Origin of the sequence: Pandoraea thiooxydans (genome assembly GCF_001931675.1) — a bacterium.
GTDB classification, from domain to species: Bacteria; Pseudomonadota; Gammaproteobacteria; order Burkholderiales; family Burkholderiaceae; genus Pandoraea; species Pandoraea thiooxydans.
The window spans coordinates 1743625-1768160 of record NZ_CP014839.1 but is presented as its reverse complement, the minus strand read 5'-3'; the positions used below and the strand labels follow the sequence as shown (position 1 = coordinate 1768160).

At 61.3% G+C, this 24536-nt stretch carries 24 protein-coding genes and 1 tRNA gene; 10 read left to right on the top strand and 15 right to left on the bottom strand.

Annotation, left to right across the window (positions count from 1 at the left end; genetic code table 11):
• Nucleotides 1-143: 143 nt before the first annotated feature.
• From clpX to PATSB16_RS08100, 5 genes are all read right to left on the bottom strand, one after another.
• The gene (gene clpX / locus PATSB16_RS08120) at nt 144-1424 is read right to left on the bottom strand and encodes an ATP-dependent Clp protease ATP-binding subunit ClpX (protein ID WP_047213665.1); all 1281 of its coding nucleotides are present in this window, start codon (nt 1422-1424) and stop codon (nt 144-146) included.
• 192 nt (nt 1425-1616) lie between these two features.
• On the bottom strand, nt 1617-2267 hold the full coding sequence (gene clpP / locus PATSB16_RS08115; protein ID WP_047216390.1) for an ATP-dependent Clp endopeptidase proteolytic subunit ClpP: 651 nt from the start codon (nt 2265-2267) through the stop codon (nt 1617-1619).
• Between the two features lie 111 nt (nt 2268-2378).
• Nucleotides 2379-3728 (bottom strand): trigger factor, encoded by a 1350-nt coding sequence (gene tig / locus PATSB16_RS08110; protein WP_047213663.1) that lies wholly within the window; start codon nt 3726-3728, stop codon nt 2379-2381.
• 323 nt (nt 3729-4051) lie between these two features.
• Nucleotides 4052-5215, bottom strand: coding sequence for a CaiB/BaiF CoA transferase family protein (locus PATSB16_RS08105; protein WP_047213662.1), 1164 nt, complete (start codon nt 5213-5215; stop codon nt 4052-4054).
• Nucleotides 5216-5272: 57 nt separating this feature from the next.
• Nucleotides 5273-6031, bottom strand: coding sequence for an IclR family transcriptional regulator (locus tag PATSB16_RS08100; protein WP_047213661.1), 759 nt, complete (start codon nt 6029-6031; stop codon nt 5273-5275).
• A 192-nt stretch (nt 6032-6223) separates the two neighbouring features.
• On the opposite strand from PATSB16_RS08100, the gene PATSB16_RS08095 reads away from it, so the two are divergent.
• Nucleotides 6224-7390 (top strand): acyl-CoA dehydrogenase family protein, encoded by a 1167-nt coding sequence (locus tag PATSB16_RS08095; protein WP_047213659.1) that lies wholly within the window; start codon nt 6224-6226, stop codon nt 7388-7390.
• 9 nt (nt 7391-7399) lie between these two features.
• Here the strand turns inward: PATSB16_RS08095 and PATSB16_RS08090 are convergent, their stop codons facing one another.
• The 4 genes from PATSB16_RS08090 to minC all read right to left on the bottom strand — a co-directional run bounded on the left by PATSB16_RS08090 (nt 7400) and on the right by minC (nt 10167).
• Complete coding sequence (locus PATSB16_RS08090; RefSeq protein WP_206093678.1) at nt 7400-8140, bottom strand: alpha/beta fold hydrolase; 741 nt, start codon at nt 8138-8140, stop codon at nt 7400-7402.
• A gap of 148 nt (nt 8141-8288) precedes the next feature.
• Entirely contained in the window at nt 8289-8552 is a 264-nt protein-coding gene (gene minE / locus PATSB16_RS08085) for a cell division topological specificity factor MinE (RefSeq protein WP_047213657.1), read from the bottom strand.
• 9 nt (nt 8553-8561) lie between these two features.
• Nucleotides 8562-9377, bottom strand: a complete 816-nt coding sequence (minD, locus tag PATSB16_RS08080) for a septum site-determining protein MinD (RefSeq protein ID WP_047213655.1) — start codon at nt 9375-9377, stop codon at nt 8562-8564.
• Nucleotides 9378-9405: 28 nt separating this feature from the next.
• On the bottom strand, nt 9406-10167 hold the full coding sequence (gene minC, locus PATSB16_RS08075; protein ID WP_047213654.1) for a septum site-determining protein MinC: 762 nt from the start codon (nt 10165-10167) through the stop codon (nt 9406-9408).
• A gap of 247 nt (nt 10168-10414) precedes the next feature.
• Here minC and PATSB16_RS08070 point away from each other — a divergent pair, with 247 nt between their 5' ends.
• Nucleotides 10415-10603 carry a hypothetical protein gene (locus tag PATSB16_RS08070; protein WP_047213653.1) on the top strand — a complete coding sequence of 63 codons (189 nt, stop codon included), beginning with the start codon at nt 10415-10417 and terminating at the stop codon, nt 10601-10603.
• A 94-nt stretch (nt 10604-10697) separates the two neighbouring features.
• Here the strand turns inward: PATSB16_RS08070 and PATSB16_RS20835 are convergent, their stop codons facing one another.
• Nucleotides 10698-10874: a hypothetical protein gene (locus PATSB16_RS20835; RefSeq protein WP_156884664.1), complete on the bottom strand. Its 177-nt coding sequence runs from the start codon at nt 10872-10874 to the stop codon at nt 10698-10700.
• 41 nt (nt 10875-10915) lie between these two features.
• Complete coding sequence (locus PATSB16_RS20830) at nt 10916-11092, bottom strand: hypothetical protein (protein ID WP_156884662.1); 177 nt, start codon at nt 11090-11092, stop codon at nt 10916-10918.
• A gap of 321 nt (nt 11093-11413) precedes the next feature.
• Between PATSB16_RS20830 and PATSB16_RS08065 the strand changes: the two genes are divergently transcribed.
• Together PATSB16_RS08065 and PATSB16_RS08060 are read left to right on the top strand one after the other, a co-directional pair.
• A tRNA-Leu gene (locus tag PATSB16_RS08065) sits at nt 11414-11500 on the top strand.
• 44 nt (nt 11501-11544) lie between these two features.
• Nucleotides 11545-12372, top strand: coding sequence for a squalene/phytoene synthase family protein (locus PATSB16_RS08060; protein WP_047213651.1), 828 nt, complete (start codon nt 11545-11547; stop codon nt 12370-12372).
• A gap of 17 nt (nt 12373-12389) precedes the next feature.
• On the opposite strand, the gene PATSB16_RS08055 is transcribed toward PATSB16_RS08060, so the two are convergent.
• A complete protein-coding gene (locus PATSB16_RS08055) occupies nt 12390-12746 on the bottom strand; it encodes a hypothetical protein (protein ID WP_156884660.1) in 357 nt (118 codons plus the stop codon).
• A gap of 177 nt (nt 12747-12923) precedes the next feature.
• Here PATSB16_RS08055 and ompR point away from each other — a divergent pair, with 177 nt between their 5' ends.
• The 4 genes from ompR to PATSB16_RS08035 all read left to right on the top strand — a co-directional run bounded on the left by ompR (nt 12924) and on the right by PATSB16_RS08035 (nt 16410).
• Nucleotides 12924-13649, top strand: coding sequence for an osmolarity response regulator transcription factor OmpR (gene ompR / locus PATSB16_RS08050; protein ID WP_047216389.1), 726 nt, complete (start codon nt 12924-12926; stop codon nt 13647-13649).
• Nucleotides 13650-13695: 46 nt separating this feature from the next.
• A complete protein-coding gene (locus tag PATSB16_RS08045) occupies nt 13696-15039 on the top strand; it encodes an ATP-binding protein (RefSeq protein WP_156884656.1) in 1344 nt (447 codons plus the stop codon).
• A 193-nt stretch (nt 15040-15232) separates the two neighbouring features.
• Nucleotides 15233-15781 carry a peroxiredoxin gene (locus tag PATSB16_RS08040; RefSeq protein WP_047213647.1) on the top strand — a complete coding sequence of 183 codons (549 nt, stop codon included), beginning with the start codon at nt 15233-15235 and terminating at the stop codon, nt 15779-15781.
• A gap of 110 nt (nt 15782-15891) precedes the next feature.
• The gene (locus PATSB16_RS08035; RefSeq protein ID WP_047213645.1) at nt 15892-16410 is read left to right on the top strand and encodes a carboxymuconolactone decarboxylase family protein; all 519 of its coding nucleotides are present in this window, start codon (nt 15892-15894) and stop codon (nt 16408-16410) included.
• Between the two features lie 73 nt (nt 16411-16483).
• Here PATSB16_RS08035 and PATSB16_RS08030 read toward each other — a convergent pair whose 3' ends face one another.
• Complete coding sequence (locus tag PATSB16_RS08030) at nt 16484-19750, bottom strand: bifunctional diguanylate cyclase/phosphodiesterase (RefSeq protein WP_169918204.1); 3267 nt, start codon at nt 19748-19750, stop codon at nt 16484-16486.
• A 376-nt stretch (nt 19751-20126) separates the two neighbouring features.
• Complete coding sequence (pyk, locus tag PATSB16_RS08025; protein ID WP_047213642.1) at nt 20127-21620, bottom strand: pyruvate kinase; 1494 nt, start codon at nt 21618-21620, stop codon at nt 20127-20129.
• A 332-nt stretch (nt 21621-21952) separates the two neighbouring features.
• Between pyk and PATSB16_RS08020 the strand changes: the two genes are divergently transcribed.
• Entirely contained in the window at nt 21953-22195 is a 243-nt protein-coding gene (locus tag PATSB16_RS08020; RefSeq protein WP_047213640.1) for a hypothetical protein, read from the top strand.
• A gap of 42 nt (nt 22196-22237) precedes the next feature.
• Here the strand turns inward: PATSB16_RS08020 and PATSB16_RS08015 are convergent, their stop codons facing one another.
• Complete coding sequence (locus PATSB16_RS08015) at nt 22238-23146, bottom strand: LysR substrate-binding domain-containing protein (protein ID WP_047213638.1); 909 nt, start codon at nt 23144-23146, stop codon at nt 22238-22240.
• Between the two features lie 198 nt (nt 23147-23344).
• On the opposite strand from PATSB16_RS08015, the gene PATSB16_RS08010 reads away from it, so the two are divergent.
• Complete coding sequence (locus PATSB16_RS08010; RefSeq protein WP_237170320.1) at nt 23345-24460, top strand: M14 family metallopeptidase; 1116 nt, start codon at nt 23345-23347, stop codon at nt 24458-24460.
• The last annotated feature ends 76 nt before the right edge of the window (nt 24461-24536 follow it).

The window sequence follows — 24536 nt, the reverse complement described above, 5'->3', positions numbered from 1 at the left end:
CAAAACAGTTGTGTTCCTGCTACTTGAGGCCAGCGGGCGGAATTGCAAGCCCGGCGGATTCGGCACACATTGCATTAAGGTCAAGTATGAAGCAAAAAAACCGTTCACGTTGCCATGAACGGTTTTTTGACTGAGTTTACCGTTCAATTGGAGGATCCGGCGACCTTCGGCGTATCCTGATAAATCAAAAGCGGTTTGCCCTCGCCCGCGACGGCATTCTCGTCGAGAATGACCTTGCTCACGCCCTTGAGCGACGGAAGTTCGTACATCACGTCAAGCAACGATTGTTCCAGGATCGATCGCAAGCCGCGCGCGCCCGCCTTGCGCTTGATCGCCTTGCGAGCGATCGCGTGCAGGGCTGCCGGACGGATCTCGAGGTCGACCCCTTCCATCGAGAACAGGCGCTGATATTGCTTGACCAGCGCATTCTTGGGTTCGATGAGGATCGTCACCAGCGCGTCCTCGTCGAGTTTGCCCAGCGTGGCGACCACCGGCAGACGGCCGATCAGTTCGGGAATCAACCCGAATTTGATCAGGTCTTCCGGTTCGACATCGAGCAACATCTCGCTCACATCGCGCTCTTCGCCGCTTTTCACGGTGGCCCCGAAGCCGATGCCGGTTTTCTCGGTGCGATCGATGATGATCTTTTCCAGACCATCGAAGGCGCCGCCGCAAATGAACAGAATGTTGGTCGTATCGACCTGGATGAAATCCTGATTCGGATGCTTGCGCCCGCCCTGCGGAGGCACCGACGCCATCGTGCCCTCGACCAGCTTCAGCAAGGCTTGCTGAACGCCCTCTCCGGAGACATCGCGCGTAATCGACGGATTGTCGGATTTGCGGCTGATCTTGTCGATTTCGTCGATATAGACGATCCCGCGCTGGGCCTGCTCGATCTCGTAGTTGCAGTTCTGCAGCAGTTTCTGAATGATGTTTTCGACGTCTTCGCCGACATACCCGGCTTCGGTCAGGGTAGTCGCGTCGGCAATCACGAAGGGTACGTTGAGCAGACGGGCCAGCGTTTGCGCGAGCAAGGTCTTGCCGGAGCCAGTGGGCCCGATCAGCAGAATATTGCTCTTCGACAGTTCGACTTCGTCGCGCTTGTCGCCCAGATGCTTCAACCGTTTGTAGTGGTTATACACCGCTACGGCGAGAATCTTCTTGGCGCGCTCCTGGCCGATCACATACTGATCGAGGATTTCCCGGATCTCCTGCGGCGCAGGCAAGTCGGACTTACCGCCGGATTGCTCATCATCGGCAGCGGACGCCTCATCGCGAATGATTTCGTTGCACAGGTCGATGCACTCGTCGCAGATGAACACCGACGGACCCGCGATCAGCTTTTTGACCTCATGCTGGCTCTTGCCGCAAAACGAGCAATAGAGCAGCTTTTCGCCGTTGGAAGTACTTTTTTTATCCACCATATCTGTCAGCCTGAAGCGTTAGCCGACCTGTTACGCCCTGATCGGATGCGCACCAAGTGGGCATAAGTGTTTCCATTGTAGCGCCATGACGCGCCGACGTGTGGTTGATGCACGACAGCGGGGGAAATCCCTGAGACGGCTGAGGACTCGAAAATCGAAACGGGGGCGCCAGCCCCCGTATCCCGAGAACGATCAGGACCGATTGGCGACAACCTTGTCGATCAGGCCGTAGGCCGCCGCATCGTCGGCCGAGAGGAAATTATCGCGGTCGGTGTCGCGCGCCACCTTCTCGACCGGCTGACCGGTATTCTGGGCCAGCAACTGGTTCAGCCGCTCCTTGAGATAAAGGATCTCCCGGGCGTGGATTTCAATATCCGAGGCTTGCCCGCGGGCGCCGCCCAGCGGCTGATGAATCATGATGCGCGCATTGGGAAGCGAAAAGCGCTTGCCCTTTGCCCCGGCGGCCAGCAAAAACGCTCCCATGCTGGCGGCAAAACCCATGCACAAGGTCGACACGTCGGGCTTGACGAACTGCATGGTGTCGTAGATCGCCATCCCGGCCGAGACGGACCCGCCTGGCGAATTGATATACAGCGAAATATCCTTGTCGGGATTCTCGCTTTCCAGAAACAGCAATTGCGCCACGACCAGATTGGCGGTGTCGTCATTGACCTCGCCAACCATGAAAATCACCCGCTCGCGCAGCAACCGGGAATAGATGTCGTAAGCACGCTCCCCGCGGCCGCTTTGCTCGACGACCATCGGCACCAATCCGAGGGAACGTGTCTGCAAGGCCGAAGCGTGTGCATCGGAGAGTTGATCGAGCAATTCGGAGCGGGTAATCATGTCAATGCGGCCCTGAAATAATGGAAATAGTCGACGCTGGGAGAGGGACGATCGCGATCGCTCAGATAATCGCGCCGGGTCCTGAGACACCGGCGCGATCATGGGAAATTACGCTTGCTGAGGGCCGCCGGCCAGTTCTTCGAAGCTGACGGCCTTTTCGCTGACCTTGGCTTTGCCGAGAACGAACTCGACGACGTTGTTTTCCACCACGTAGCCTTCCATCTCCGCCATGCGCTGCTGATCGCCATAGTACCAGCGGACGACTTCGGTCGGGTCTTCGTAGCTTTTCGCGAATTCCTCGACTTCCGCCCGGATCTGTTCCGGCTTGGCCTGCAGGTTGCTGGCCTTGACCAACTCGGCCAGAATCAAGCCCAGTTTGACGCGACGCTCGGCTTGCTCCGCGAACATTTCAGCGGGGATCGGGGCATTGCGCGCATTGGGTACGCCGCGCGATTCGAGATCCTGGCGCGCCATTTCGACCAGGCGCTGCTGCTCCTGCTCGACCAGCGCTTTCGGCGTATCGAGTTCGGACGCCTTCAGCAGGGCATCCATTACTTGATCCTTGAGCAAGGCGTGCGTGCGGCGCTTGACTTCGCGCTGCAGATTTTCGGTGATGTCGGCGCGCATTTTCGCCAGGTCGCCATCGGCCACACCCAGCGATTTCGCGAATTCGGCATCGACCTCGGGCAGATGCGGCCACTCGATCTTCTTGACCGTGATCGTGAACTGCGCGGTCTTTCCGGCCACGTCCTTGCCGTGATAATCGTCAGGGAATTTGAGGTCGAACTCGCGACTCTCGCCCACTTTCAGGCCCAGCGCGGCCGTCTCGAATTCCGGCAGCATGCGGCCTTCGCCCAGCACGAACGCGAAATCTTCCGCGCTGCCGCCGGCGAATGCTTCGCCGTCGAGCTTGCCAACGAAATCGACCGTGGCGCGGTCACCGTTTTGCACTGTCGCTTCGCCGCCATCGCCATGCTCGCCGCTCTCGCCCCGCACGTGATAGTGCACGCGCTGCTTGCGCAGGATGTCGATGGTGCGGTCGATTTCCTCGTCACCGATGTTCGTCGTGGTGCGGGTGATTTCGGCGTTGGCCAGATCACCGATCTTGACTTCCGGATACACCTCGAAGGTCGCGTCGAACGCGTAGGTGTCGTCGCTCACACCCTCGCCGGATTTTGTCTCGAAACGCGGTTGACCGGCCACGCGCAGCGATTGTGCCTGACTGATATCGAAGAACATGCGGCCGATTTTATCGCTGACCACCTCGGCTTCGACCTGACCGCCGTGTTGTTGCTTGACCATTTTCAACGGCACCTTGCCAGGGCGGAAACCCGGCATGCGCACATTTTTCGCCAGGCGGCGAATGCGCACGTCCACTTCCTGCGCCACTTCTTCCTTCGGGAAAGCGATAGTGACGCGACGTTCCAGTTTGCCAAGGTTTTCAACAACAGTAGTCATGGGAATCTTTGTCCATCCAGAGGAGCCGCACTGGCCATGCGAGGAGGGATCCCGCCGGCAGGCCCTGCGAAAATTAATCAATTCTGAGCCAGTACGAACCGCAGGGTCCGCTCCCTTCGCTCAAATATCTAATAGAGCCAAAAATCTTTTTTTATGCAAAGCGCTGTATTTTATCAAAAGATTTCCCCGGACATCAGCGATTTCTCCAGAAAAGCGGTAGAACATACCTGGTTTCGCTGATTGCCACCCTGCTTTTGGCTCGTCCGCAGCTCGCCTACTGTGGAACCGTGCGCGCGTCCGACGGAGCGCGGCACGGCCCCCTATCAGTCATTGGGCGCATGCGGATCGGGCAGCGGCGGCAAGACTTCCGCCGAGTGCTCGCCAAATGCCGGGGGCCGACTGCGATAGGAAGCCGGGGTGCGGCCAAGCTTGATCGGCGAAGCAATGCCCCGATACGTGCCGAGTTCCACCACCATCTGGCGATGTTGCGTATGCGGCTGAGCGAGTGCGCCAGGCACATCCAGCACCGGCCCGCACGGCACGCCGGCCCGGATCAGCCGGTCGGCCAGCGCCACGCCATCGTGGGCGGCAAGCAACCGCTCCAGCCGAACCCTCAGCTCGCCGCGATTGGCCGAACGCAGGCCGTTATTCGCAAACCGCTCGTCGCTGCCCAACGCCGTGTCACCGAGCACCTCGCATAACTTGCGGAATTGCGAATCGTTACCCACCGCCAGGAAAATAGGCGAAGTTGCGGTATGGAACGTATCGTAGGGCGCAATATTCGGATGCGCGTTGCCGGAACGGCCCGGTGTCTTGCCGGACGCAAAGAAATTGGTGGTGTGCGGATGCAGCACCGACAAGGCGCAGTCGAACAGCGCCGCCTCGACGAATTGGCCGCGCTGGCTCAGCTTGCGTTCGTTCAACGCCAGCAGGATGCCAAGCGCCGCGTTCAGCCCGGTAACCATGTCGACCACCGGTACGCCGAGCCGCAACGGCTCGCCGTCGGGCATTCCATTGACGCTCATCAGACCCGTCATGGCTTGAATCGCCGCATCGTATCCGGGCAATCCGCCAAGCGGCCCATCCGCACCGAAGCCAGACACCCGGCAATAGATCAGACGCGGAAAGCGGGCCTGCAGCGTCTGCTCATAGCCGATGCCCCAGCGCTCCATCGTGCCGACCTTGAAGTTCTCGACCAGCACGTCGGCGTCCTCGAGCATAAGCAACAGCCGAGCCCGGTCATCCTCTCGAGACAAATCGAGTACCGCGCCCCGCTTGTTGCGATTGACGCCCTCGAAGTAGGCCGCGGAATCTCCCATGAACGGAGGACCCCACTGGCGGGTCTCGTCGCCTTGGGGCGGTTCGATCTTGATCACATCGGCGCCGTGATCCGCCAGAATCTGCGTGCTGTACGGCCCCCCGAGCACACGCGAGAGATCGATGACTTTGATTCCTGCCAAGGCGCCGGGTTTGGCTGATGCGGTCATGCCTGTCTCCATGTTGTTGATTTCGATGCAAGAAAGTGATAAAGCCGATCTGCGCGCTCATGGCGGCGCGTCGAGTGTCAATTTGCTTTCGCTGAGCAGGGTTGCCACCACTTGCCGCAACGACTCCAGGTAGCGCTCTCGATGGCTCAGGATACGCTGGATCGGCCCAACGACGGATATGCCGTAGGCTTGGCCGGCGAGTTCGACCGGCATGGCGATGGCGGCCAGGTCGGCCGCGCTCTCCCCGATATTGGCGTACCAGCCCCGTTTTTTTGAAGTTTCAACGTCGGCGACCAGGCTCTCGAGATCGCACAGGGTGTTTTCGGTATAGCGCCGGAAATCCAGCTTCGCCGCCAAGGCCATACGCTGTTGAGCGCTCAACTGCCCGAACAGCGATTTGCCGATCGAGTTCGCATGCACGCTGCGATGCTCGCCAGGCTTGGCGTTATAGCGAATCGCCCGGGTCGATTCCACCACGTCCAGATAGACCACCGAGGTTTCCTGCAGCTTGCCGAAAACGACAGTCTCGTCAGTCTGATCCCGCAACTGTGCCAAATATTCCCTGACCACCTCGAGCAGCGGGTCGCCCAGATCGATCTGGAGCGCTGCATTCAACAGTCGCTTGGTCGGATAGTAGCCGCCGCGTTTCTTGACTTCGTAAAGGTAGCCGCGATTGGTCAGGGTGCGCACGAGCGCCAGGCAACTGGAAACCGGCGCATCGAGCAAACGCGCCAATTCCGTCAGCGGCAAAGGCCGCCGGCATTCGGCAAAGACCTCGATGAGATCGAGTGTTCGCGATACGAGTTTTACGTCCATGAAGTTAGTTTTATGGATGAGAATCACAAAGTCAAGCGATCAGCCGACAACCCGCACAGTCCTGCGGTCGCGAGCAATTCCCTTGTAGGTTGCAAATAATAATTCTCAACCATAAAATATTTTTCACTAAAGGGAATTTCCCGTCCCCATCCGACCGTAGCGATTGATGTCGCCTCCTGGGAGCACACCGACATGGATTTCGAGTTTTCCGAGCAGCAATTGGCTATCAAGGATGCCGTCGAGCGAATTTGCGCCCGCTTCGACGATGATTACTGGCTGCACAAAGATCGCGACGGCGGATTCCCGCACGATTTTCATCAGGCCTTCGCAGACGCCGGCTGGCTAGGCATTGCAATGGATCCCGCCTATGGCGGCGCGGGACTCGGCATGACCGAGGCGGCACTGATGATGCGCACCGTCAGCGCCTCCGGCGCCGGCCTCTCGGGCGCCTCCGCGCTGCACATGAACATCTTCGGCCTCAATCCAGTTCAGGTGTTTGGCTCGCATGAACAGAAACAGCGCTTTTTGCCGCCGCTCATTGCCGGCCAGGACAAGGCCTGCTTTGCAGTGACCGAGCCCGACGCAGGGCTGGACACCACGCACCTCAAAACCCAGGCAATACGTCGTGGCGATCATTACCTGCTCAGCGGCCGCAAGATCTGGATTTCGACCGCGCAGGTCGCCAATAAAATGCTGATCCTGGCGCGAACCACCCCGCTCGATCAAGTCACAAAGGCAACCGACGGACTGAGCCTGTTCTACACCGATCTCGATAGAAGCAAAGTCGAGGTGCGGGAAATCGAAAAAATGGGACGCAAGGCGGTCGACTCGAATATGCTGTTTCTGGACGAGTTACCCGTGCCTATCGAGGACCGCATCGGCGACGAAGGCAGCGGTTTCAAATACATCCTGCACGGACTGAACCCGGAGCGCATCCTGATCGCGGCCGAGGCCGTGGGTCTGGGCCAGGCGGCGTTGGCGCGCGCCGTACGCTACGCTGGCGAGCGCCACGTGTTCGGCCGGCCCATCGGCCAGAACCAGGGCATCCAGCATCCGCTGGCGCAGGCCTGGATGCAGTTGGAAGCCGCCAATCTGATGGTGTTCAAAGCCGCATCGCTATACGATGCCGGCAAGCCCTGCGGCGCCGAGGCCAACGCCGGCAAGTATCTTGCCGGCGAAGCCGCATTCCAGGCGTGCCAAACCGCCATCGCAACCCACGGCGGCATGGGGTTCGCCAAGGAGTATCACGTCGAACGCTACCTGCGCGAGTCGTGGATTCCAAGACTCGCGCCGGTCAGCCCGCAATTGATCATGTGTTTTATCGCCGAAAAGGTGCTCGGCCTGCCGAAATCCTACTGACGACCGGGCTCAGGCGCCGAGAAAATCTGCGATGGCGGTGCCCAGCTCCGGCTTGGTGACGGCCGCCATGTGGTTGCCGGGAATCTCCTGAAACCGACCCTGCGGCAAAACCGCTGCCAGGGCTTCGCCGGAACCGTTGTCGTCGTCCTCGGCGCCGGTCAGCACCAGCGTGGGGGTATCGATCGCCGCCAGCGCCTCTCGCGGCGTATCGACGAAAGTGTCGAGAATATGCAGCAGAGCCACTGGGTCTCCGCCCACGGTCTTCAGAAAAGCTTCCGCCATCCACTCGGCCGAGCCACGCTGAAAGGTGCCGAGATGCGTCAGAATGTGCCGAAAATGCGTGCCACGCCCGGCGGTGTCGAGAATTCCCTCGAGCCCCATGCCCGCGGCAATCGCCCGACGAGGTTTGGCGCCGCGCACGAGCATGCGCATGGTCGTGCGTCCACCCAGCGAGTAGCCACCAAGGTCGTAATCGGTCAGCCCCAGATGCTCCAGCAGCGCAAAACCGTCATCGGCCAGCACGTCAGGCGGATAGGCGGAGGCGTCGTGAGATTTGGCGCTGTCGCCATGGGCGCGCAGGTCCGGCATGATGACGCGAAAACCGCGTGCGGCTAGTTTCGCGGCATGCCCGTAACGCACCCAATTGACCAGCGCAGTGGAAAAATAGCCGTGAATCAGCACGACCGGCCGACCTTCGCCCATCTCGCGATACGCGAGCACAGCGCCATCGCGGCCGCGGAAATAGTGCACGGGGAGCTCAGCAGAGGCAGAAGTCACGAGATGTAATCCGGGAAAGTTCGTAAGATGAGAGAGCGCCTTCGCGACCGCGAGTCACGGCGGCAAGCGGTTGCCGCCTAATGATCGCACCGCCGCCAAACAGGCCCATGCCACAGACGCCTCAGACCGACGACGCCTGCGGGATCTCGATTTTTACTTCCAGCACCTCGAGACTCTCGCCGCGCTCCAGGTTGACCTTGATGTCTTCGCTGCCGATATTGACGTACTTCGAGATCACCGCGACCAATTCGCGCTGCAGCGCGGGCAGGTAGTCGGCCGGCGGCAGACGGCTATCGCGCTCATGCGCAAGAATGATCTGCAGGCGTTCCTTGGCAACCGTGGCGGTCTTCTTTTTCTCTCCGAGCAAAAACGAAAAAATCGACATATCCGCTCCTTACTTGCCGCCGAAAAACCGTTGCAGGAACCCCGGCTTCTGGTAATCCGTGAAGCGCATCGGCATGTCCTCGCCCTTGAATCGATTGACCACGTCCTTGTAGGCTTCGGCAACGTCGCTGCCGTTCAGGTGAATCGCCGGCACGCCCTGGTTGGATGCGTGGAGCACGGACTCCGATTCCGGAATCACGCCAATCAGCTTGATGCGCAGAATTTCCTGGATGTCCTCGAGCGACAGCATCTGACCATCATTGACGCGCTTGGGGTTGTAGCGGGTGATCAGCAAATGTTCCTTGACCGGCTCATTGCCTTCGATTGCGCGCTTGGTCTTGGATGCCAGGATGCCCAGAATGCGATCGGAATCGCGTACCGACGATACTTCCGGATTGGTCACGATCAGCGCCTCGTCGGCGAAATGCATGGCCAGCAGCGCGCCGCTCTCGATTCCCGCAGGCGAGTCGCAGACGATATATTCGAAATCCATCGCGACCAGATCGTTGATGATCTTTTCGACGCCCTCGTGCGTGAGCGCATCCTTGTCCCGCGTTTGCGAGGCCGGCAGGATGTAGAGGTTATCGCACGTCTTGTCCTTGATGAGCGCCTGATTCAGATTCGCTTCACCATGGATCACATTGATCAGGTCATACACGACCCGCCGCTCGCAGCCCATGATCAAATCCAGGTTGCGCAGCCCAACGTCGAAATCGATCACCACGGTCTTATGGCCATGCAGTGCCAGCCCAGCCGCAAAACTCGCGCTGGTGGTAGTCTTGCCCACACCCCCCTTGCCGGAGGTCACAACGATCACTTTTGCCATCTGTCGACGCCTTCCAAAAAACTAAATGTCACTTGAGCCGAAGCGGCTCGAAAATCAATTTGTCGTTGCGCAACCTCACCTGCACCGAGCGGCCCATCACATTCTCCGGCAGGGCATTTTCGGTGGTCCGGTAAATCCCGGCAATCGAGATCAACTCCGGTTCCAGACAGGTGCAGAAAATCCGCGCGCCATGGTTGCCATGCACCCCGGCCAACGCTCGCCCTCGCAGCGGGGCGTAAACATGAATATTACCTTCGGCAATGACCTCCGCACCGCAATTCACGACGTCGAGCACAACGACATCGCCTTTGGCGTAAATTTGCTGCCCCGAGCGCAGCGGCTTGTCGATAATCAGCGTCTGGGCGGCATCCCTTGCTCCGGACTCGGGGGCCGATTCGGTCTCGACTGCCGCGCCTTCCGCCGACACCGGCGCAGTCAACTCGACCTGCGCCGACTCGCCTCTGCTCGGACGACGCTCCTGGCTGTCGAGCAGCGGCAGGCCGCCCGCGGCGAGCCAGGCTGCCGGCGCGTCATGCGCCACCACCCCGATCGGGTTCATGCGGCAAGTTCTCAGCAGATCGACCAGCTCGGGCAACGGCAAGGATTGGGGGTCATCCAGACGCCGCACGTCGATCGCGACAGCCTCGTTGGAAAAAAACTCTGGAGTCGCCACGAAACGCTGCGCAAGTTCGGCACGTAAGGCGCCCATTTCGGTCGATTTAACGACAAAATGCAGCGTTTCCACGGCGCCACTGCGCAATTCGAAGAAAGGCGTTTTCTTGGACGGCATAAATGGTTGAAGCTGGAAAATTCGCCTATTCTACCGTCCCGGACGAGCGAACCGGGAAATTCCCGCGGGTGCTTATCCCGGAATTTACATTTTGTTAATAATCGGCTGCCGGTTATGGCGCGACGCAGCATTAAAAAATCAAGATTTGCCGCGCAATTGTCACATTCATGCACTATTCTTTAAATCCCTCCAGGGCTTATTCCTTGGGGCTCTTGGAATACCGTGAACCGCAACCCGGGAGACGACGATGCTGAGTCATCATGAATTTGCCACCCTAATGCTGCTCAACTACGATCCCGATCAAGTGGAGCTCAGCCGCCCCGATCTGGAATCGTTGCTGGAAAGCAAGCTGGTCGAGTGGGAAAAGCTCGATTCGGGCGCTCAACGCCCGCGGCTGACCCTGCAGGGACGATACGTTCTGCAAAACGTGATTTGACCCCCGAGACCTCTGCACTAAGCCCGCCTCGCGCGGGCTTTTTTTGGTTCATCGCGGGATACCGGACAACGCGCGGCACGCCCCTTTTCCGCCGTCAGCGTTGGTGATTGCGTCGATGCCAGCCGCCATGACGATGCAAGCGCGACGGGTGACGCGCAAGACGCTCGCGATGGGCAGACCACCAGCGCTCGATCGTTACCACGAGGATCGCCAGGAACGCCGTCATCATCAAGGCGGCGATGCCCAAAGGAAGTAATCCGGGAGTTCCCATGAACACCCTCACAAACAAACGATCCGGGCGGCGCAACGCTCTTAAGGATAGCGTTTTATATCGCTGCGCCGCGCATGGTTCGGCCGTTCGGTGCCCACGTCCTCATTGCCGGTGTCGTTGCGATGGCAACGGCACCAATCTCGATTGACCAGCCACGCTACCGCGACTGCCACTACCAACACGATCACCGTCGTTGCAAACCAGGTTCCCTGAAACATGGCAGCCTCCGGTTGAATAATTATGGTGAAGAAACCATGCTGAATCGACGCGGCCGATATACGTCCAAGCCGCTCACTTCAAGTTTAGTCAAACAAGACACCAAAGCAAGGCGGGCAGACCCCCACGTGCCGCCCGCCACGTCCTGCCAGCGCGTAGGATTTTCCCCGCGACACGCAGCGGATCACACCACCGCCCGGCGAGTTAATGTACAATGTTCGGCTGTTTTGCCCATGGCTCACCCAGGCCAGCGTAGCCGCTCCGGGTTCATGGATTGCTGGTTGTGTCGCCGCCTTCGTTTGGCGGGGCGATCACAACAGGCTGCGAGGATGGCGAAATTGGTAGACGCACCAGGTTTAGGTCCTGACGCCAGCAATGGTGTGGGGGTTCGAGTCCCCCTCCTCGCACCACTCCGCTCGTTATCGGGGACGCTCCCTCCCCAGCCCGAAAAACGATGAACGCCTCCGATGCCTACTGCCGCCAAAAGGCGGCACCTCCCGGTTCAAATCTTTACTACGCGCTGTTGATGGCGCCGCCGGCGCGGCGCGCGGCGGCCTACGCATTGCATGCGTTGTGCCAGGAAATCGCCGAAGTAAAAGATAAAGTGCATGAGCCCAGCGTGGCGAGTGCCAAGCTCGCATGGTGGCGCACTGAAATCGCTTCGCTGTGCGCCGGCCAGCCGACCCACCCGGCCAGCAAGGCACTATCGCCCCATCTGGAAAAAACCGGAATCAACGAGGCCGCGCTGCTGCAACTGGTCGATGGCGCCGAGATGGACATCGAGCAAATGCGCTATCTCGACTTGCCGGCACTCGATCGCTACTGCCGGCTCAACGGCGGCCGGCCCGCGATCCTGGCGGCTCATCTCTATGGCTTCTCCGACCCGCAGACGCCACCGCGCGCCGAAGCGCTCGGCCAAGCCATCGCGCTGGCACGCACCGTCGCCAATGTCGGCGCCGACGCGCGGCGCGGCTATATCTACTTCCCCGTCGATGAGCTGCAGCGATTCGACGTCACCGCCGCGGCCATCCAGAATGGCGGCTACTCCGGTCAGTTCAAATCGTTGATGCGTTACCAGACTCAGCGCGCGCGAGAACAATTGCAAGCGGCGCATGCGGCGCTGCCGACCGTGGATCGCCGCCGCCAGCGCGCTCTGCTGGCGCTGGCACGCCTGCATCTGGCGTTACTCGACGAGATCGAACGCAGTCAATTCGAGATTCTTCATCAGCGCATCGATCTCACGCCGCTGCGCAAACTCTGGATCGCCTGGCGAACCCGCTGATGTATGGATGAATCGCTTCAACGCGAGTACAGGTCGTGGACGGCGTCTTCGATGTGCTCGCGCAGCAGGCGACGGTCTTCCGGTGACATGTGGCCGGTGCGCCGCTGATAGTCGGGGTCGATGTCGTACTGGCGATCCACCCGGTCGGCGCCACGAGGGACGAGCCCTGCGCCTTTCGGATCCGCTTGGCGCACGACGCGCCCCTGTTTGGAGTGATCGACCCGCTTTTGTGGCACTCGCGCGTAAGCCGGATGGGCACCCGACCTGAAGTGCTCGCCCACCCGCTCGATCGGCCTGGCGTAGGCGGCGCCCACGTTCAAAAAAAACACGGCCATCGTCAGGACAAGCAGCGAATCCACTACAGCCAATCTCATCTTAAGCGATCCCTCTTCCGATTACGCGTCCTTGCGACAACCTGCGCTGTGAAGTGTAGGGGGCTTCGACCGATGTCCCCCGCCAACCATAGGATATATTGTGTAACCCTTTGTAATCCCGTTTTCAAGTCATATCAACAGCACTCATGATCCGGAATTCGCGCTAAGATGCTGGCCATGGAAAACAAAAACCCTCCCAAAGTTCTGGTGGTCGACGACGATCCGCGATTGCGCGACCTGCTTCGCCGTTATCTTGGCGAGCAGGGCTTGAACGTCTTCGTGGCCGATAATGCCACATCCATGAACAAGCTCTGGGTTCGCGAGCGATTCGATCTGTTGGTACTCGACCTGATGCTGCCCGGAGAAGACGGCCTGTCGATCTGCCGCCGGCTGCGGGGCGCCAACGATCGAACGCCGATCATCATGTTAACTGCCAAAGGCGAAGATGTCGACCGCATCGTTGGTCTCGAAATGGGAGCTGACGACTACCTGCCCAAGCCGTTCAACCCGCGTGAGCTGGTCGCCCGCATCCATGCCGTGTTGCGCCGCCAGGCGCCTGCCGAATTGCCCGGCGCGCCGAGCGAGAACTCCGAGTCGTTCGAATTCGGCGACTTCACGCTGAATCTGGCCACCCGCACCCTGACCAAGAAAGGCCAGGAAATTGCACTGACCACCGGCGAATTTTCGGTGCTCAAAGTTTTTGCCCGTCATCCGCGTCAACCGCTGTCGCGCGAGAAATTAATGGAACTCGCGCGCGGCCGAGAGTACGAAGTATTCGATCGCAGCCTGGACGTGCAGATCTCGCGACTGCGCAAGCTGATCGAGCCCGATCCCAGCAGCCCCCGCTACATCCAGACCGTGTGGGGTCTGGGTTATGTTTTCATCCCCGACGGCGGAGTCTGAACGGCCGGCGGCCTCCGCCCTCCGCCCTCAGGTAGTCTCTTACCGCATGCATCCGATACGCCTGTTCCGCTGGCTGTTTGGTGGGTTATTCTGGCGCACCTTCTTCCTGATCGCGCTGCTGATCGGTGTCAGCCTCGCGGCGTGGTACCAGAGCTTTCGCGTTATCGAACGCGAGCCGCGCGCCCAGCGCGTTGCCCAGCAGCTGGTCAGTATCGTCAAACTGACGCGAACCTCCCTGCTCTATTCCGAGCCCGACCTGCGGCGCGCGCTGCTGCAGGATCTCGAGAACAACGAAGGGATTCGCGTCTATCCCCGTGAACCGAGCGACAAGGTCGCGCGCGAGCCGAACCTGGTGCCGCTGCTGCCGCAGATTTCGCGCGAAGTGGCACGCCGGCTCGGCACCGACACGGTGGTTGCCACCAGCGTCAACGGTATTCCGGCGCTCTGGATCAGCTTCAAAATCGATGAGGACGACTACTGGGTTGCCATCGAACAGGATCGCATCGACACCGCCACCGGCCTGCAGCTGTTCAGCTGGGGCACCTTCGCCCTGGCGCTGTCACTGATCGGCGCGGCCTTCATCACGGCCCTGGTCAACCGCCCATTCGCCCGCCTCGCGCACGCCGCGCGCGCCGTCGGCGCCGGCGCGCGCCCCGACCCGCTGCCGGAGCGCGGCATCGGCGAAGCAGCCGAAGCCAATCGCAGTTTCAACTTGATGGTGCAAGAGCTGGAGCGACTCGAAGCCGATCGAACCCTGATGCTGGCCGGTATTTCCCACGATCTGCGCACGCCACTGGCGCGTCTGCGGCTCGAAACCGAAATGAGCCCATCCAGCGAAGACACCAAGCGCGACATGATCAGCGACATCGAGCAGATGGACGACATCATCGGGCGGTTTCTCGACTATGCGCGCACGACCGTGCGCACCACGCAGCCGGTCGATCTATCCGAGATTGCCCGGGAACAGGCTCAGCGTTTCGTCGGCCGCGACGAAATGAGCATCACACTCGAACTGGCCCCGCACGCGGTCATCGCCGGCGAGCGCACCGACCTGGCCCGCATGCTCGACAATCTGCTGGAGAACGCGCGCAAATATGGCAAAACCCCGAGTACCGGCCGCACCGACGTAACCATCGTCACGCGCGCGATCGGCGAGCGCATGGAGCTCGTCGTGCGCGACCGCGGCCAGGGCATTCCGGACGATCAACTGGCGCTCGTGCTGCGCCCGTTCTATCGCGTCAACACGGCACGCACTCAAGCCGACGGCACGGGGTTGGGCATGGCCATCGTGCAGCGCATCGCGAGCCGCTACAAAGGTCAGGTCGCCGTTCGCAACGCCAAACCGGGCGGGGGCCTCGAAGTCAGCCTGTCATTCCCAGCCAGCGCCTGATATCGGTATGCCTATCGCCCGGATAAGCAGAATCTATGCGGAAAATAGAAAAAATGTATCAAATAAAAATACTAATAGTGTAGAATCATTTCCGTGGTCACAAACCTGTGATTTGCAGCCGCTAGATTTGAAATCTTTCCGATTTCCAGTACGGCAATCCATTTTCTTAACCCCGTAATCAAGGAGCTTATTGATGAAAACCGTGGGCGATAAACTCGAAGCATTCAGCGTCACCGCCGCCAAGCCTGGCTTCAACCACCCTGAAGAAAACGGCCAATCGGCATTTGAGGAAATTACCGAAGCCTCCTTCCCGGGCAAATGGAAAGTCATCTATTTCTACCCGAAGGACTTCACCTTCGTGTGCCCGACTGAAATCGTCGAATTCGGCAAGCTGGCAGGCCAATTCGCCGAGCGCGACGCGGTTCTGATGGGCGGCAGCGTCGACAACGAATTCGTCAAACTGGCATGGCGCCGCGAGCACAAGGACCTGGACAAGCTGAACCATTATGCGTTCGGCGACGTGCGCGGCGAACTGATCGACCAACTCGGCGTGCGCGACAAGCAAGCAGGCGTTGCCCTGCGTGCGACCTTCATCGTCGACCCGGACAACGTGATTCAGCACGTGTCGGTCAACAACCTGAACGTGGGCCGTAGCCCGCAAGAAGTGCTGCGTATCCTCGACGGCCTGCAAACGGACGAACTGTGCCCGTGCAACCGCTCGGTCGGTGGTCAAACGCTGTAATCGCATCTGCGAGGCCGCATTCGGCGAACCGGGTTCGGCCCGGTTCCAGCCCTGCGACCCGATAGCCCGCGCAAGCGGGCTTTTTCAGCCAAAATCGATAGGAGAAATCAATGGAATTTCTGAATGCAATTAAGGATCGGATTCCCGATTACGCCAAGGACATTCGCCTGAATCTGGATGGCACGATCGCCCGCTCGTCGCTCGAGGGCAACGATGCGCTGGGTGTCGCGCTGGCCGCCGCGTTTGCCGCCAAAAGCAAATTCCTGATCGATGCGATTCGCGGGGCCGGCATCCTGCCGCCCGAAGAGGTCCAGGGCGTGCTCACCGCGTCGGCGCTGATGGGCATGAACAACGTCTGGTATCCGTACCTCGACATGGCCGGTGACGAAGAACTGAAGACACAGCCTGCCGGGCTGCGCATGAACGCCTATGCCAATCATGGCGGCGTCGACGCGCGCCGCTTCGAAATGTATGCGCTGGCTGCCTCCATCGTCGGCAAGTGCCCGCATTGCGTGCATGCCCACTTCGACGGCCTGCGCAAAGCCGGCATGAGCGTGCAGCAGTTGCGCGACGTTGGCCGCATTGCCGCCGTGATCAACGCTGCCGCGCAAGTCATCGCTGCCGAATAATTCGATTAGGCGATTCGCCAGATCGCCGACCGGGGTCCCGGCCGGCGAAAACACGCCCCGGCACGCGGTTGAATCACCCGAGCGACGAACTCGGCGCGGCATCCTCGCGGTAAGTTAAAAACCGTGTCGCCGCGCTGGCCGGCAGCGGTTTGCTGAAATAAAACCCCTGGATTTCGTCGCAATCGTGGGCGCGCAGGAACGCCATATGCGCCTCGCTCTCGACGCCCTCGGCTATCACACTCAGGTGCAATCCGTGCGCGAGCGCGATCACCGATGCGGTAATCTGCATATCGCTCTGATTTTTTGGAATATTTTTGATAAACGCGCCGTCGATCTTGACCGCGTCGATTGGAAAGCGTTTCAGATAGCCTAGCGACGAATACCCGGTGCCAAAATCGTCGACCGAAATGGTCACTCCTTTCGCCCTGAGCTGCGACAATACCCGGCTGACCTGCTCGGGTTGCTGCATCATCAGGGTTTCGGTCAGCTCCAGTTCCAATGCGGTGGGAGGCAGTCCCGCCTCACCGAGTGCGAGCGTCACGTCCTGCGCCAGATCGTTGCCGATGAATTGCCGGGCCGACAAATTGACCGCCACCCGCAACGACGGCAGGCCCTGGTTACGCCACGCCGCATTTTGACGGCACGCCTCACGCAGCACCCAGGCCCCGATCGGCACGATTAGTCCCGACTTCTCCGCAATGGGAACAAACTGCTGGGGCGAGAGCATGCCGTGCGTCGGATGACGCCAGCGCAGCAGCGCTTCCACGCCAGTGATCTCCCCGCTGCGCAAAGACAGACGCGGCTGGTAATACAGGGCCAGCTCCCGGTTTTCGAGCGCGTGCCATAAGTGCGACTCGAGACTGGCCGCCCGTTGTATCGACGCGCCCATCGGCTGCGCGTAGAACTGAAAGTTATTTCTGCCGCGCTCCTTGGCGCGATACATCGCGATGTCGGCATGCTTGAGCAGGGTCGAGGCATCGGTGCCGTGCTGCGGATAAGTGCTCACGCCAATGCTCACCGTCACCTTCATTTCCGCGCCGTCGATCGTCACCGGCGCGGCGAACACGGCCTGCACTGCCCTGAGCGTGTCCAAAAGGCTGGGCGCGCCAGGCTGCTCGGCCAGCACGACGATGAATTCGTCGCCGCCCAGGCGGGCCAGCATCCGGGCGTGCCCCAACTCGCCGCGCAGCCGCTCGGCGCACGACTTGAGCAGCGCATCGCCGGCATCGTGACCCAGCGTGTCGTTGATCTGCTTGAACTGGTCGACGTCGACGAACATCAGATGAAACGGCTGCGGGTCGCTCGCAGCTTCGGCCAGCACCGCCCGCAGCGTGTCGTTGAAAAGCAGCCGGTTCGGCAGCCCGGTCAGGGCATCGTGCGTCGCCACATATCGCAAGTCCCGCTCGGCCCGCCGCCGCCGCATGAACTGCTCCATCTGACTGATCATCGAGCTGGCCATGTCCAGGGCGGCCCGGTCGGTACGCAGGCGCCGCAGCGAGTAAAACTCCATCACCCCCAGCAACACCGATTCGAGGCGCAACGGAACCGACAGCAGCGTCGCGACCTCTGCCTGCGCGAGCCACCGGGCATGCGGCAACTGTGCGAGGTCGGCCCTGCGATTGAGCCACTTGGGGCCTGGCTCAGGCGCACATGCGACATCGTCTGACACCGGCGGATTTCGGGCCAGCCACGACGCCAGTCGCGGCATCGGCGTAAAACGCCCTCCCTGCAGCCCCTGCGCCGCACCCGTGCGAGTCGGCCGGAATGCCGCCGCGTCCCAGCGCATGCCGGTGCAGACGGACTCCAGCAGCGGCGTGACGATGTCGTCATCGAGGCCAGCGGTGCCCAGTTTGAGAGCAATCGCATGCTCGAGCTGATAACCCTGCTCGGCTTGCTTGCGTTGCGTGATTTCCATTGCGGTGCCGTGCAACACGAGCGGCGCACTGCCCGTGGGCGGGCGGCCGATCAGGGACAACCATCCCGCCCTGCCCGTGGCGACCCGATAGCGGCATGCCAGCTCGAACCCCTGACGCTGATGCAGAGCCCCATCGATATGCGCGCTCAACAATGTGCGGTGCTCCGGGGCTATCGCTTCGAGCAGATCGCCCAGCGTACCCGTGCCCAGCCCCGCCCGCGGCCTCCTGCCCAGCAGGCGGGCCATCTCGTGGGAGTACTGAAAAGATCCGTCGCCGGCGTCGTAACTCCAGCTGCCAAAGTGGGCAATGCGCTGCGCCTCGGCCAGCGCCAGTTCGCTCTTGCGCAGGCTGTGCGTCATTTGCCTGGCCAGCGCCACGGCACGCTCCCGCGAATGACTCAGCACGTACGTCAAGACCGCCAGCAGCACGCTGATCAACATGCCGCCGCCGAGCACCATGCGCGGGATGTAGCGATCCGACCCCTGCAGTGCCTGGGCTCGGGCGGAAAAATCGATGATCCACAATCGTCCGCCAAAGGTCAGCGGCATGCGCTGCCTGAGCCAACGGCCGCCCGTCGCAAGGCGAGCGTCGGGCGGCAGCAGACGCATGCTGTCGAACAGCAGCCGCTCGACCCTGTGCGTTTGCTGTGCCCCGTCGTAAGGCCCTGCATCGAAAATTCTGAAATGCAGTTCGCGCAACTGCATATCGTTCAGGATGCCGCGCATCAGGTCCTTCAAACGGATCACCGCGCCGATCGAGCCGACATAGGCCAGGCGCCGCTCGGCAACCGTATCGACCGGCTCCGCCTTGCGATAGACCGGCAAGCTCAGCGCGATGCCGCCTTCGGCCGAGGTGCTCAGCGACCCGCTGCTGGATAGCGTGCCGCTGTCACGCGCGCGCTCGAGCGCCTGCAGATGCGCCAGGTCGGCCCCGATATCGCGCCCCAGCGAAGCCAGATTCGCACTCATCGGTGCGACGTCCGTAACGACGTAGTAGGCCGGACGAGCGCCCGGCGGCATCAGCGAGAACCGAATGTGCGCCGAACGCCAGACAGGGTCGCCCCGCTGCCGCGCCAGGAAGGCCTCCAGTTGGGCCGCGGGCACATAACGCACGAAGCTGACGGATTGGAAACCGGGATATCGCGCAGGCAGATTCAAGCCGTCGTAGAAGGACTGGAACGCTTCGCGCGAGACAGGTTCATTGGTCCTGACAAACGCCTGCAACGAGACCAGCACATCGGTATACGAATGCATTCGGGTGGCGACCAGCGCCCGAACACTGCCGGCATGGTCGGCGAACTTGAACATCATGGCCCGCTCGACCAGACGGTCGCTGAGCAAATACGTGGCGGCCGACGCCGCCAAGGCGCACGTCAGCACAATCCAGACAGGCAATAATGAAAGCAGGCGGACCCGTACCCGCATACTCTTCCCCCGGAGAGCCATCACTGGTGGGGCCAGAAGGCACCGGGCCGACAGACCGGTCTGTCGCCACGGGCGTGCCCATATCTGCTCGCGCGTTTGGGCGCTTCTCCCACATCGCGTAGCCGAGACGCTTTATGTCGCGTTCTTTACACCTTTTTCATTAGGCATCCCGCGCTACCAGTTCTTCTACTATAGGATCTCGAAGCAAAGTCAAAATCAGGGTATTTGCCGATAGTGCCACGGGCCCGCCATCAAAAACGCGCGGCCGGGTTGCCCCAGCCGCGCGCTTCGTTTCTTCTCGCTTGTCTGCCTCACACCTGCCTGACTGCCCTACTGCAACCGCCACGCCCTTCTTCGTTCGCCCGTGGCACGCTTCCTACCAGGCTGCGGCATACTCGGACGGCGCCGCGCTCGTGCTCCGCGCCTCGGCGCTCGCGGCCGTGCTGCCCGCCACCGCGCTGACCTCCGCCACGCGCAGCAGGTTGGTCGTGCCTCCCTGTCCGAACGGCATGCCGGCCACGATGGTGATCTGATCGCCCTCCTTCGCAAACCCCTCGGTCAGGCAAACCCGGCACGCCGCCTCGACCATCTCGCCGACGCTTTGCACGTCCGGGCCGACCGTCGAATGCACGCCCCACGTCAACGATTGCCGGCGCGCGACCTCCAGATTGGGCGTCATGCTGACAATTGGCGTGCTGGGCCGCTCACGCGCCGCTCGTAGCGCGGTCGCCCCCGATGACGTGTACGTCACGCTGGCCACCGCGCCGATGATCGTCGAGACCTCGCGCAGTGCGGCGCAAATGGCATCCTGGCGGGTCGACAGGGGGTTCTCGTGCTGCGCGTCGAGCATATTCCGGTACAACGGGTCGCGCTCCACCTCGGTGATGATGCGATTCATCATCGATACCGCCTCGACCGGATACTTGCCGTTGGCCGATTCGGCCGAGAGCATCACTGCGTCCGCGCCGTCGTAGATCGCCGTGGCAACGTCGGACGCCTCGGCACGCGTCGGTACCGGCGACTCGATCATCGATTCGAGCATCTGGGTGGCCACCACGACCGGCTTACCGTACTGGCGGCACACCCGCAGGATCCGCTTCTGCGCGCCCGGCACGCGCTCGGGCGGCAATTCCACGCCGAGATCGCCGCGTGCGACCATCACCGCGTCGCTGGCCTGCACGATGGCCGGCAATTCCTTCATCGCCATCGGTTTTTCGATCTTGGTCAGCAAACCGGCGCGCGTGCCGACCAGCGCGCGCGCCTCCAGCACGTCGGCCTCACGCTGCACGAATGACAGGCCGATCCAGTCGACGCCGAGCGACAGCGCGAAATCGAGGTCGACGCGGTCCTTGGCAGTCAGCGCGGCGATCGGCACTACCGCGTCAGGTACGTTGACGCCTTTGCGGTCCGACAGCATGCCGTTGTTCATGACCTTGGTGACAATCCGCTCGGGACTCACCGATTCAATCAACAGTTGCACCTTGCCGTCGTCGATCAGCAGCGACTGGCCGGGCGCTGCAACGTCGAACAATTCCGGATGCGGCAGATATACGCGACTGGCGTCACCCGGCGCCGTATCCGTGTCGAGCACAAAGCGCTCGCCGGTCTTGACTGCCACACGCCCGGCAGCAAACGTGCCGATGCGCAGCTTGGGCCCCTGCATATCGGCCAGCACCGAAATCGGCCGGCCGGTATCGCGCTCGACCTGGCGCACGGCCTCGAGTCGCGCACGATGGTCATCGTGCGTGCCGTGGCTGAAATTCAGACGGAACACATCCACGCCGGCATCGAACAAGGCCCGGATCTTCGACAAATCGCCACTGGCCGGTCCCAGGGTGGCAACGATTTTGGCTTTGCGCTGGCGTCTCACGTTTGTCTCCTCAATCCAGATGCGGGTCACTCAATTTGTGACCTCACCTATCGTAGTCATCCTCAAGCGGCTTGGGAAGACAACATCCGATCATTTGATTCGATACTTAAAGTGCCATAATTTGTATTTATTTTTTTGTATTAGTGTGAAAATTCGACGCCTTTCCCATGAAGAATTCCGACTGGCAAGCGTCTTTGAATTGTTGCGTATTTACAAAAATTGCCCAATATTCCCACTCTTTTGCCATGCCTTAAGGAAGCCCGGCAAGGAAATCATCTAAAGTTAAAAAAAACGTCGCACCCCATCCTCGATATCGAGCCAGGAAACACGTCATGGAGCGCGCCGCAAAATCAACGAGTGAACTGATCGAATCCGTCAATGCGCTGCTGCGCGAGCGTTGCACGTCATCCTGCCGTTGCCATATCGAGGATATCCGCCCCAAGCTGGGCAAGGCGCCATCCGCCGGCAATTGGGAGGTTCTGCTTTTTTTCGGACCGATCGAATGTCAGGCGCGGGTCGGCAAAGTCATCGCCGAAGCACAGGAGAAATTCTCGCTGAAAATCGTCCCGGAATAGTTCGGCCGGCGACGCCCTGACGTGCGCCTGCGCGGTGTTGCGTCAGGTCCGCACGCGGTGCATGCCAGCTGGCAGCGGTAACGCCTGCAGGCATTCGATCAATCCCTGCGCGGCCGGCGTCAAGCGGCTGCGGCGCAGTGTCACGATACTCACCTCCGCCGGCGGAAAGATCTCCCGCAGGGGCAATGCACACGCGCCGCGCGTGACCAGCTCCTGGTCGAACAGCGCCGCGGAAAACAGTCCAAGCATATCCATGCGGCCCAGCAGATGCGTGGCAATCGCGAACGACTCGCACTCGAGAATCCGGCTCGGCGCTTCCAGCTGCTGCATCGTGAAGAGGTCGTGGAAAAACGTCAGCGTGCGCGACGGCACGATCCATAGCGCATCCTGCAACTCTCGCAACGAACTGGCGCCGCTCATCGGATGGCCGGCCCGCGCGCCGACGATCCAATCCATCAGGAACAGGGGCTGCTGGCTGAATTCCGCGGACAGACTCTCCGGCAACGTGTTGGCGATCACGAAATCGAACGCGCCATTCTGCAGCTTTTGCAACGCCACCACCGGCGACGAATCCTCGCTGATCGTCACCCGCGCCTGCGGCATGCGCTGCATGAACGATTCGAGCGCCGCCGGCAGCAGAGTCATGCCGACCGTCGAGGTCATCGCCGCCGCCACATGTGCGTGGCCGCCCTCCTTCATAAACAGCAACTCCTCGCGGGCTCGCCGCATCTCCTCGAGCAGCAGGCTGGCTCTTGCGTGAAAAGCCAGGCCGGCATCGGTCAACGCCACTCCGGCCACGCTGCGCGTGACCAGCGCGACGCCCAGATCCTGCTCCAGTTCACGCACGATGCGTGTGACGGCCGGCTGCGAAACACAGAGGGCGCGTGCCGCGGCGCGGATGCTGCGATGCTCGGCGACCGCCACGAAGGTTCGGAGCTGCTGCGGTTTCATCGGATCCCCTTGCGTCACCCGACAACAAAAGTTGATCGTTGACGTAAAAATATTGTCTTTTCCTGATTAAGCGATTTTTATACCATTAAAACCATTGTGTCGCCGACCGAAGGCAGCGGACCGGCCGCGAACCGCAAGCGCCGCGCCGCACGCCGCTCCTCGACCAACGACACTTGCTCATTGCCGGAGGCTCCCCGCATGACCATGGCATTTTCCCTGCTGGCCGAACGCTGCTTCTCCCGCGACTATGCGCAGGCGCGTCAACGCTTTCTCGACGCCGCACGGGCTCGCGCGGCTCACATCGAATCGTTCCCGCTCGAAGTGCGTGGCGCGGCGGGCGAGGAACTGTCCACCGACATTGCGCTGATTCGCCCGTCAGGCGCACGTGGACTACTGATCCTCACCTCGGCCACACACGGCATGGAAGGCTTCTGCGGATCGGGCTGCCAGCTTCAGTTGCTCGGCGACGAAGCGCTGCTCGCGCGCGCGGCCGACGCAAAAGTCGCTTTGTTGCTGATCCACGCCCTGAACCCCTATGGCTTTTCATGGCTGAGCCGCACCAACGAAGACAATATCGACCTGAACCGTAATGCTCAGCCGTTCGACGTGGCGCTGCCGGAGAACCCGGGCTACGCTGAACTGCACCCGCTGCTGGTGCCGCCGAGTTGGCCGCCCAGCGAGCAAAACCGGCAAGCGATCGCCGACTACATCGCCGAACACGGATTGATTCGGTACCGCGACGCGGTCTCGCGCGGACAGTACACGCACCCCGACGGTATCTTCTACGGCGGCGCCGCGCGCAGCCAATCGCTGCGCACGCTCGAGCACGTGCTGCGCACCCACGCCGCTGAATTCCCCGATATCGGTTGGATCGACTATCACACGGGCCTGGGCCCGTGCGGGCACGGCGAAAAGATTTACACCGGTGGGCGCGACATGACCGCGGTGGCACGCGCGCAGCGCTGGTGGGGCGGCGATGTGACCGTGCCCTTCGCCGGCACGGCCTCGTCGGCCGACATCACCGGCCTGATCGGCGGGCTGCTGCCCGCCGCCTGCCCCGAAGCCCGTATCGCCACCATGGCGCTCGAGTACGGCACCGTGCCGTTCGAGCCGATGGTCGATGCTCTGCGTGGCGACGTCTGGCTGCGCGCGCATCCCGACGCGTCACCTGCACTGGCCCAACAGATCCGCCAAACCTCGCGCGACACCTTTCACAGCGAGCATGACCTCTGGAAGGGGTTGCTGCTGGGGCAAAGCCGCCTGGCGATCCATCAGGCGCTGTGCGGCCTGGCAGCCGAAGCCGAGCAGGCGTGATTCGCTCGCCATGGCTGGCACCCGGATCACGGCAGCATCATCGGTGTGAATTCGGCGCACGACGATGTCGGGCGCC

What these genes read in the sequence shown, in the direction of transcription:
- clpX (WP_047213665.1), bottom strand. Translation starts at nt 1,424, where the DNA reads ATGGTGGATAAAAAAAGTACTTCCAACGGCGAAAAGCTGCTCTATTGC.
- tig (WP_047213663.1), bottom strand. Translation starts at nt 3,728, where the DNA reads ATGACTACTGTTGTTGAAAACCTTGGCAAACTGGAACGTCGCGTCACT.
- PATSB16_RS08105 (WP_047213662.1), bottom strand. Translation starts at nt 5,215, where the DNA reads ATGACCGCATCAGCCAAACCCGGCGCCTTGGCAGGAATCAAAGTCATC.
- PATSB16_RS08100 (WP_047213661.1), bottom strand. Translation starts at nt 6,031, where the DNA reads ATGGACGTAAAACTCGTATCGCGAACACTCGATCTCATCGAGGTCTTT.
- PATSB16_RS08095 (WP_047213659.1), top strand. Translation starts at nt 6,224, where the DNA reads ATGGATTTCGAGTTTTCCGAGCAGCAATTGGCTATCAAGGATGCCGTC.
- minE (WP_047213657.1), bottom strand. Translation starts at nt 8,552, where the DNA reads ATGTCGATTTTTTCGTTTTTGCTCGGAGAGAAAAAGAAGACCGCCACG.
- minD (WP_047213655.1), bottom strand. Translation starts at nt 9,377, where the DNA reads ATGGCAAAAGTGATCGTTGTGACCTCCGGCAAGGGGGGTGTGGGCAAG.
- minC (WP_047213654.1), bottom strand. Translation starts at nt 10,167, where the DNA reads ATGCCGTCCAAGAAAACGCCTTTCTTCGAATTGCGCAGTGGCGCCGTG.
- PATSB16_RS08070 (WP_047213653.1), top strand. Translation starts at nt 10,415, where the DNA reads ATGCTGAGTCATCATGAATTTGCCACCCTAATGCTGCTCAACTACGAT.
- PATSB16_RS20835 (WP_156884664.1), bottom strand. Translation starts at nt 10,874, where the DNA reads ATGGGAACTCCCGGATTACTTCCTTTGGGCATCGCCGCCTTGATGATG.
- PATSB16_RS20830 (WP_156884662.1), bottom strand. Translation starts at nt 11,092, where the DNA reads ATGTTTCAGGGAACCTGGTTTGCAACGACGGTGATCGTGTTGGTAGTG.
- PATSB16_RS08060 (WP_047213651.1), top strand. Translation starts at nt 11,545, where the DNA reads ATGAACGCCTCCGATGCCTACTGCCGCCAAAAGGCGGCACCTCCCGGT.
- PATSB16_RS08055 (WP_156884660.1), bottom strand. Translation starts at nt 12,746, where the DNA reads ATGAGATTGGCTGTAGTGGATTCGCTGCTTGTCCTGACGATGGCCGTG.
- ompR (WP_047216389.1), top strand. Translation starts at nt 12,924, where the DNA reads ATGGAAAACAAAAACCCTCCCAAAGTTCTGGTGGTCGACGACGATCCG.
- PATSB16_RS08045 (WP_156884656.1), top strand. Translation starts at nt 13,696, where the DNA reads ATGCATCCGATACGCCTGTTCCGCTGGCTGTTTGGTGGGTTATTCTGG.
- PATSB16_RS08040 (WP_047213647.1), top strand. Translation starts at nt 15,233, where the DNA reads ATGAAAACCGTGGGCGATAAACTCGAAGCATTCAGCGTCACCGCCGCC.
- PATSB16_RS08035 (WP_047213645.1), top strand. Translation starts at nt 15,892, where the DNA reads ATGGAATTTCTGAATGCAATTAAGGATCGGATTCCCGATTACGCCAAG.
- PATSB16_RS08030 (WP_169918204.1), bottom strand. Translation starts at nt 19,750, where the DNA reads ATGCGGGTACGGGTCCGCCTGCTTTCATTATTGCCTGTCTGGATTGTG.
- PATSB16_RS08020 (WP_047213640.1), top strand. Translation starts at nt 21,953, where the DNA reads ATGGAGCGCGCCGCAAAATCAACGAGTGAACTGATCGAATCCGTCAAT.
- PATSB16_RS08015 (WP_047213638.1), bottom strand. Translation starts at nt 23,146, where the DNA reads ATGAAACCGCAGCAGCTCCGAACCTTCGTGGCGGTCGCCGAGCATCGC.
- PATSB16_RS08010 (WP_237170320.1), top strand. Translation starts at nt 23,345, where the DNA reads ATGACCATGGCATTTTCCCTGCTGGCCGAACGCTGCTTCTCCCGCGAC.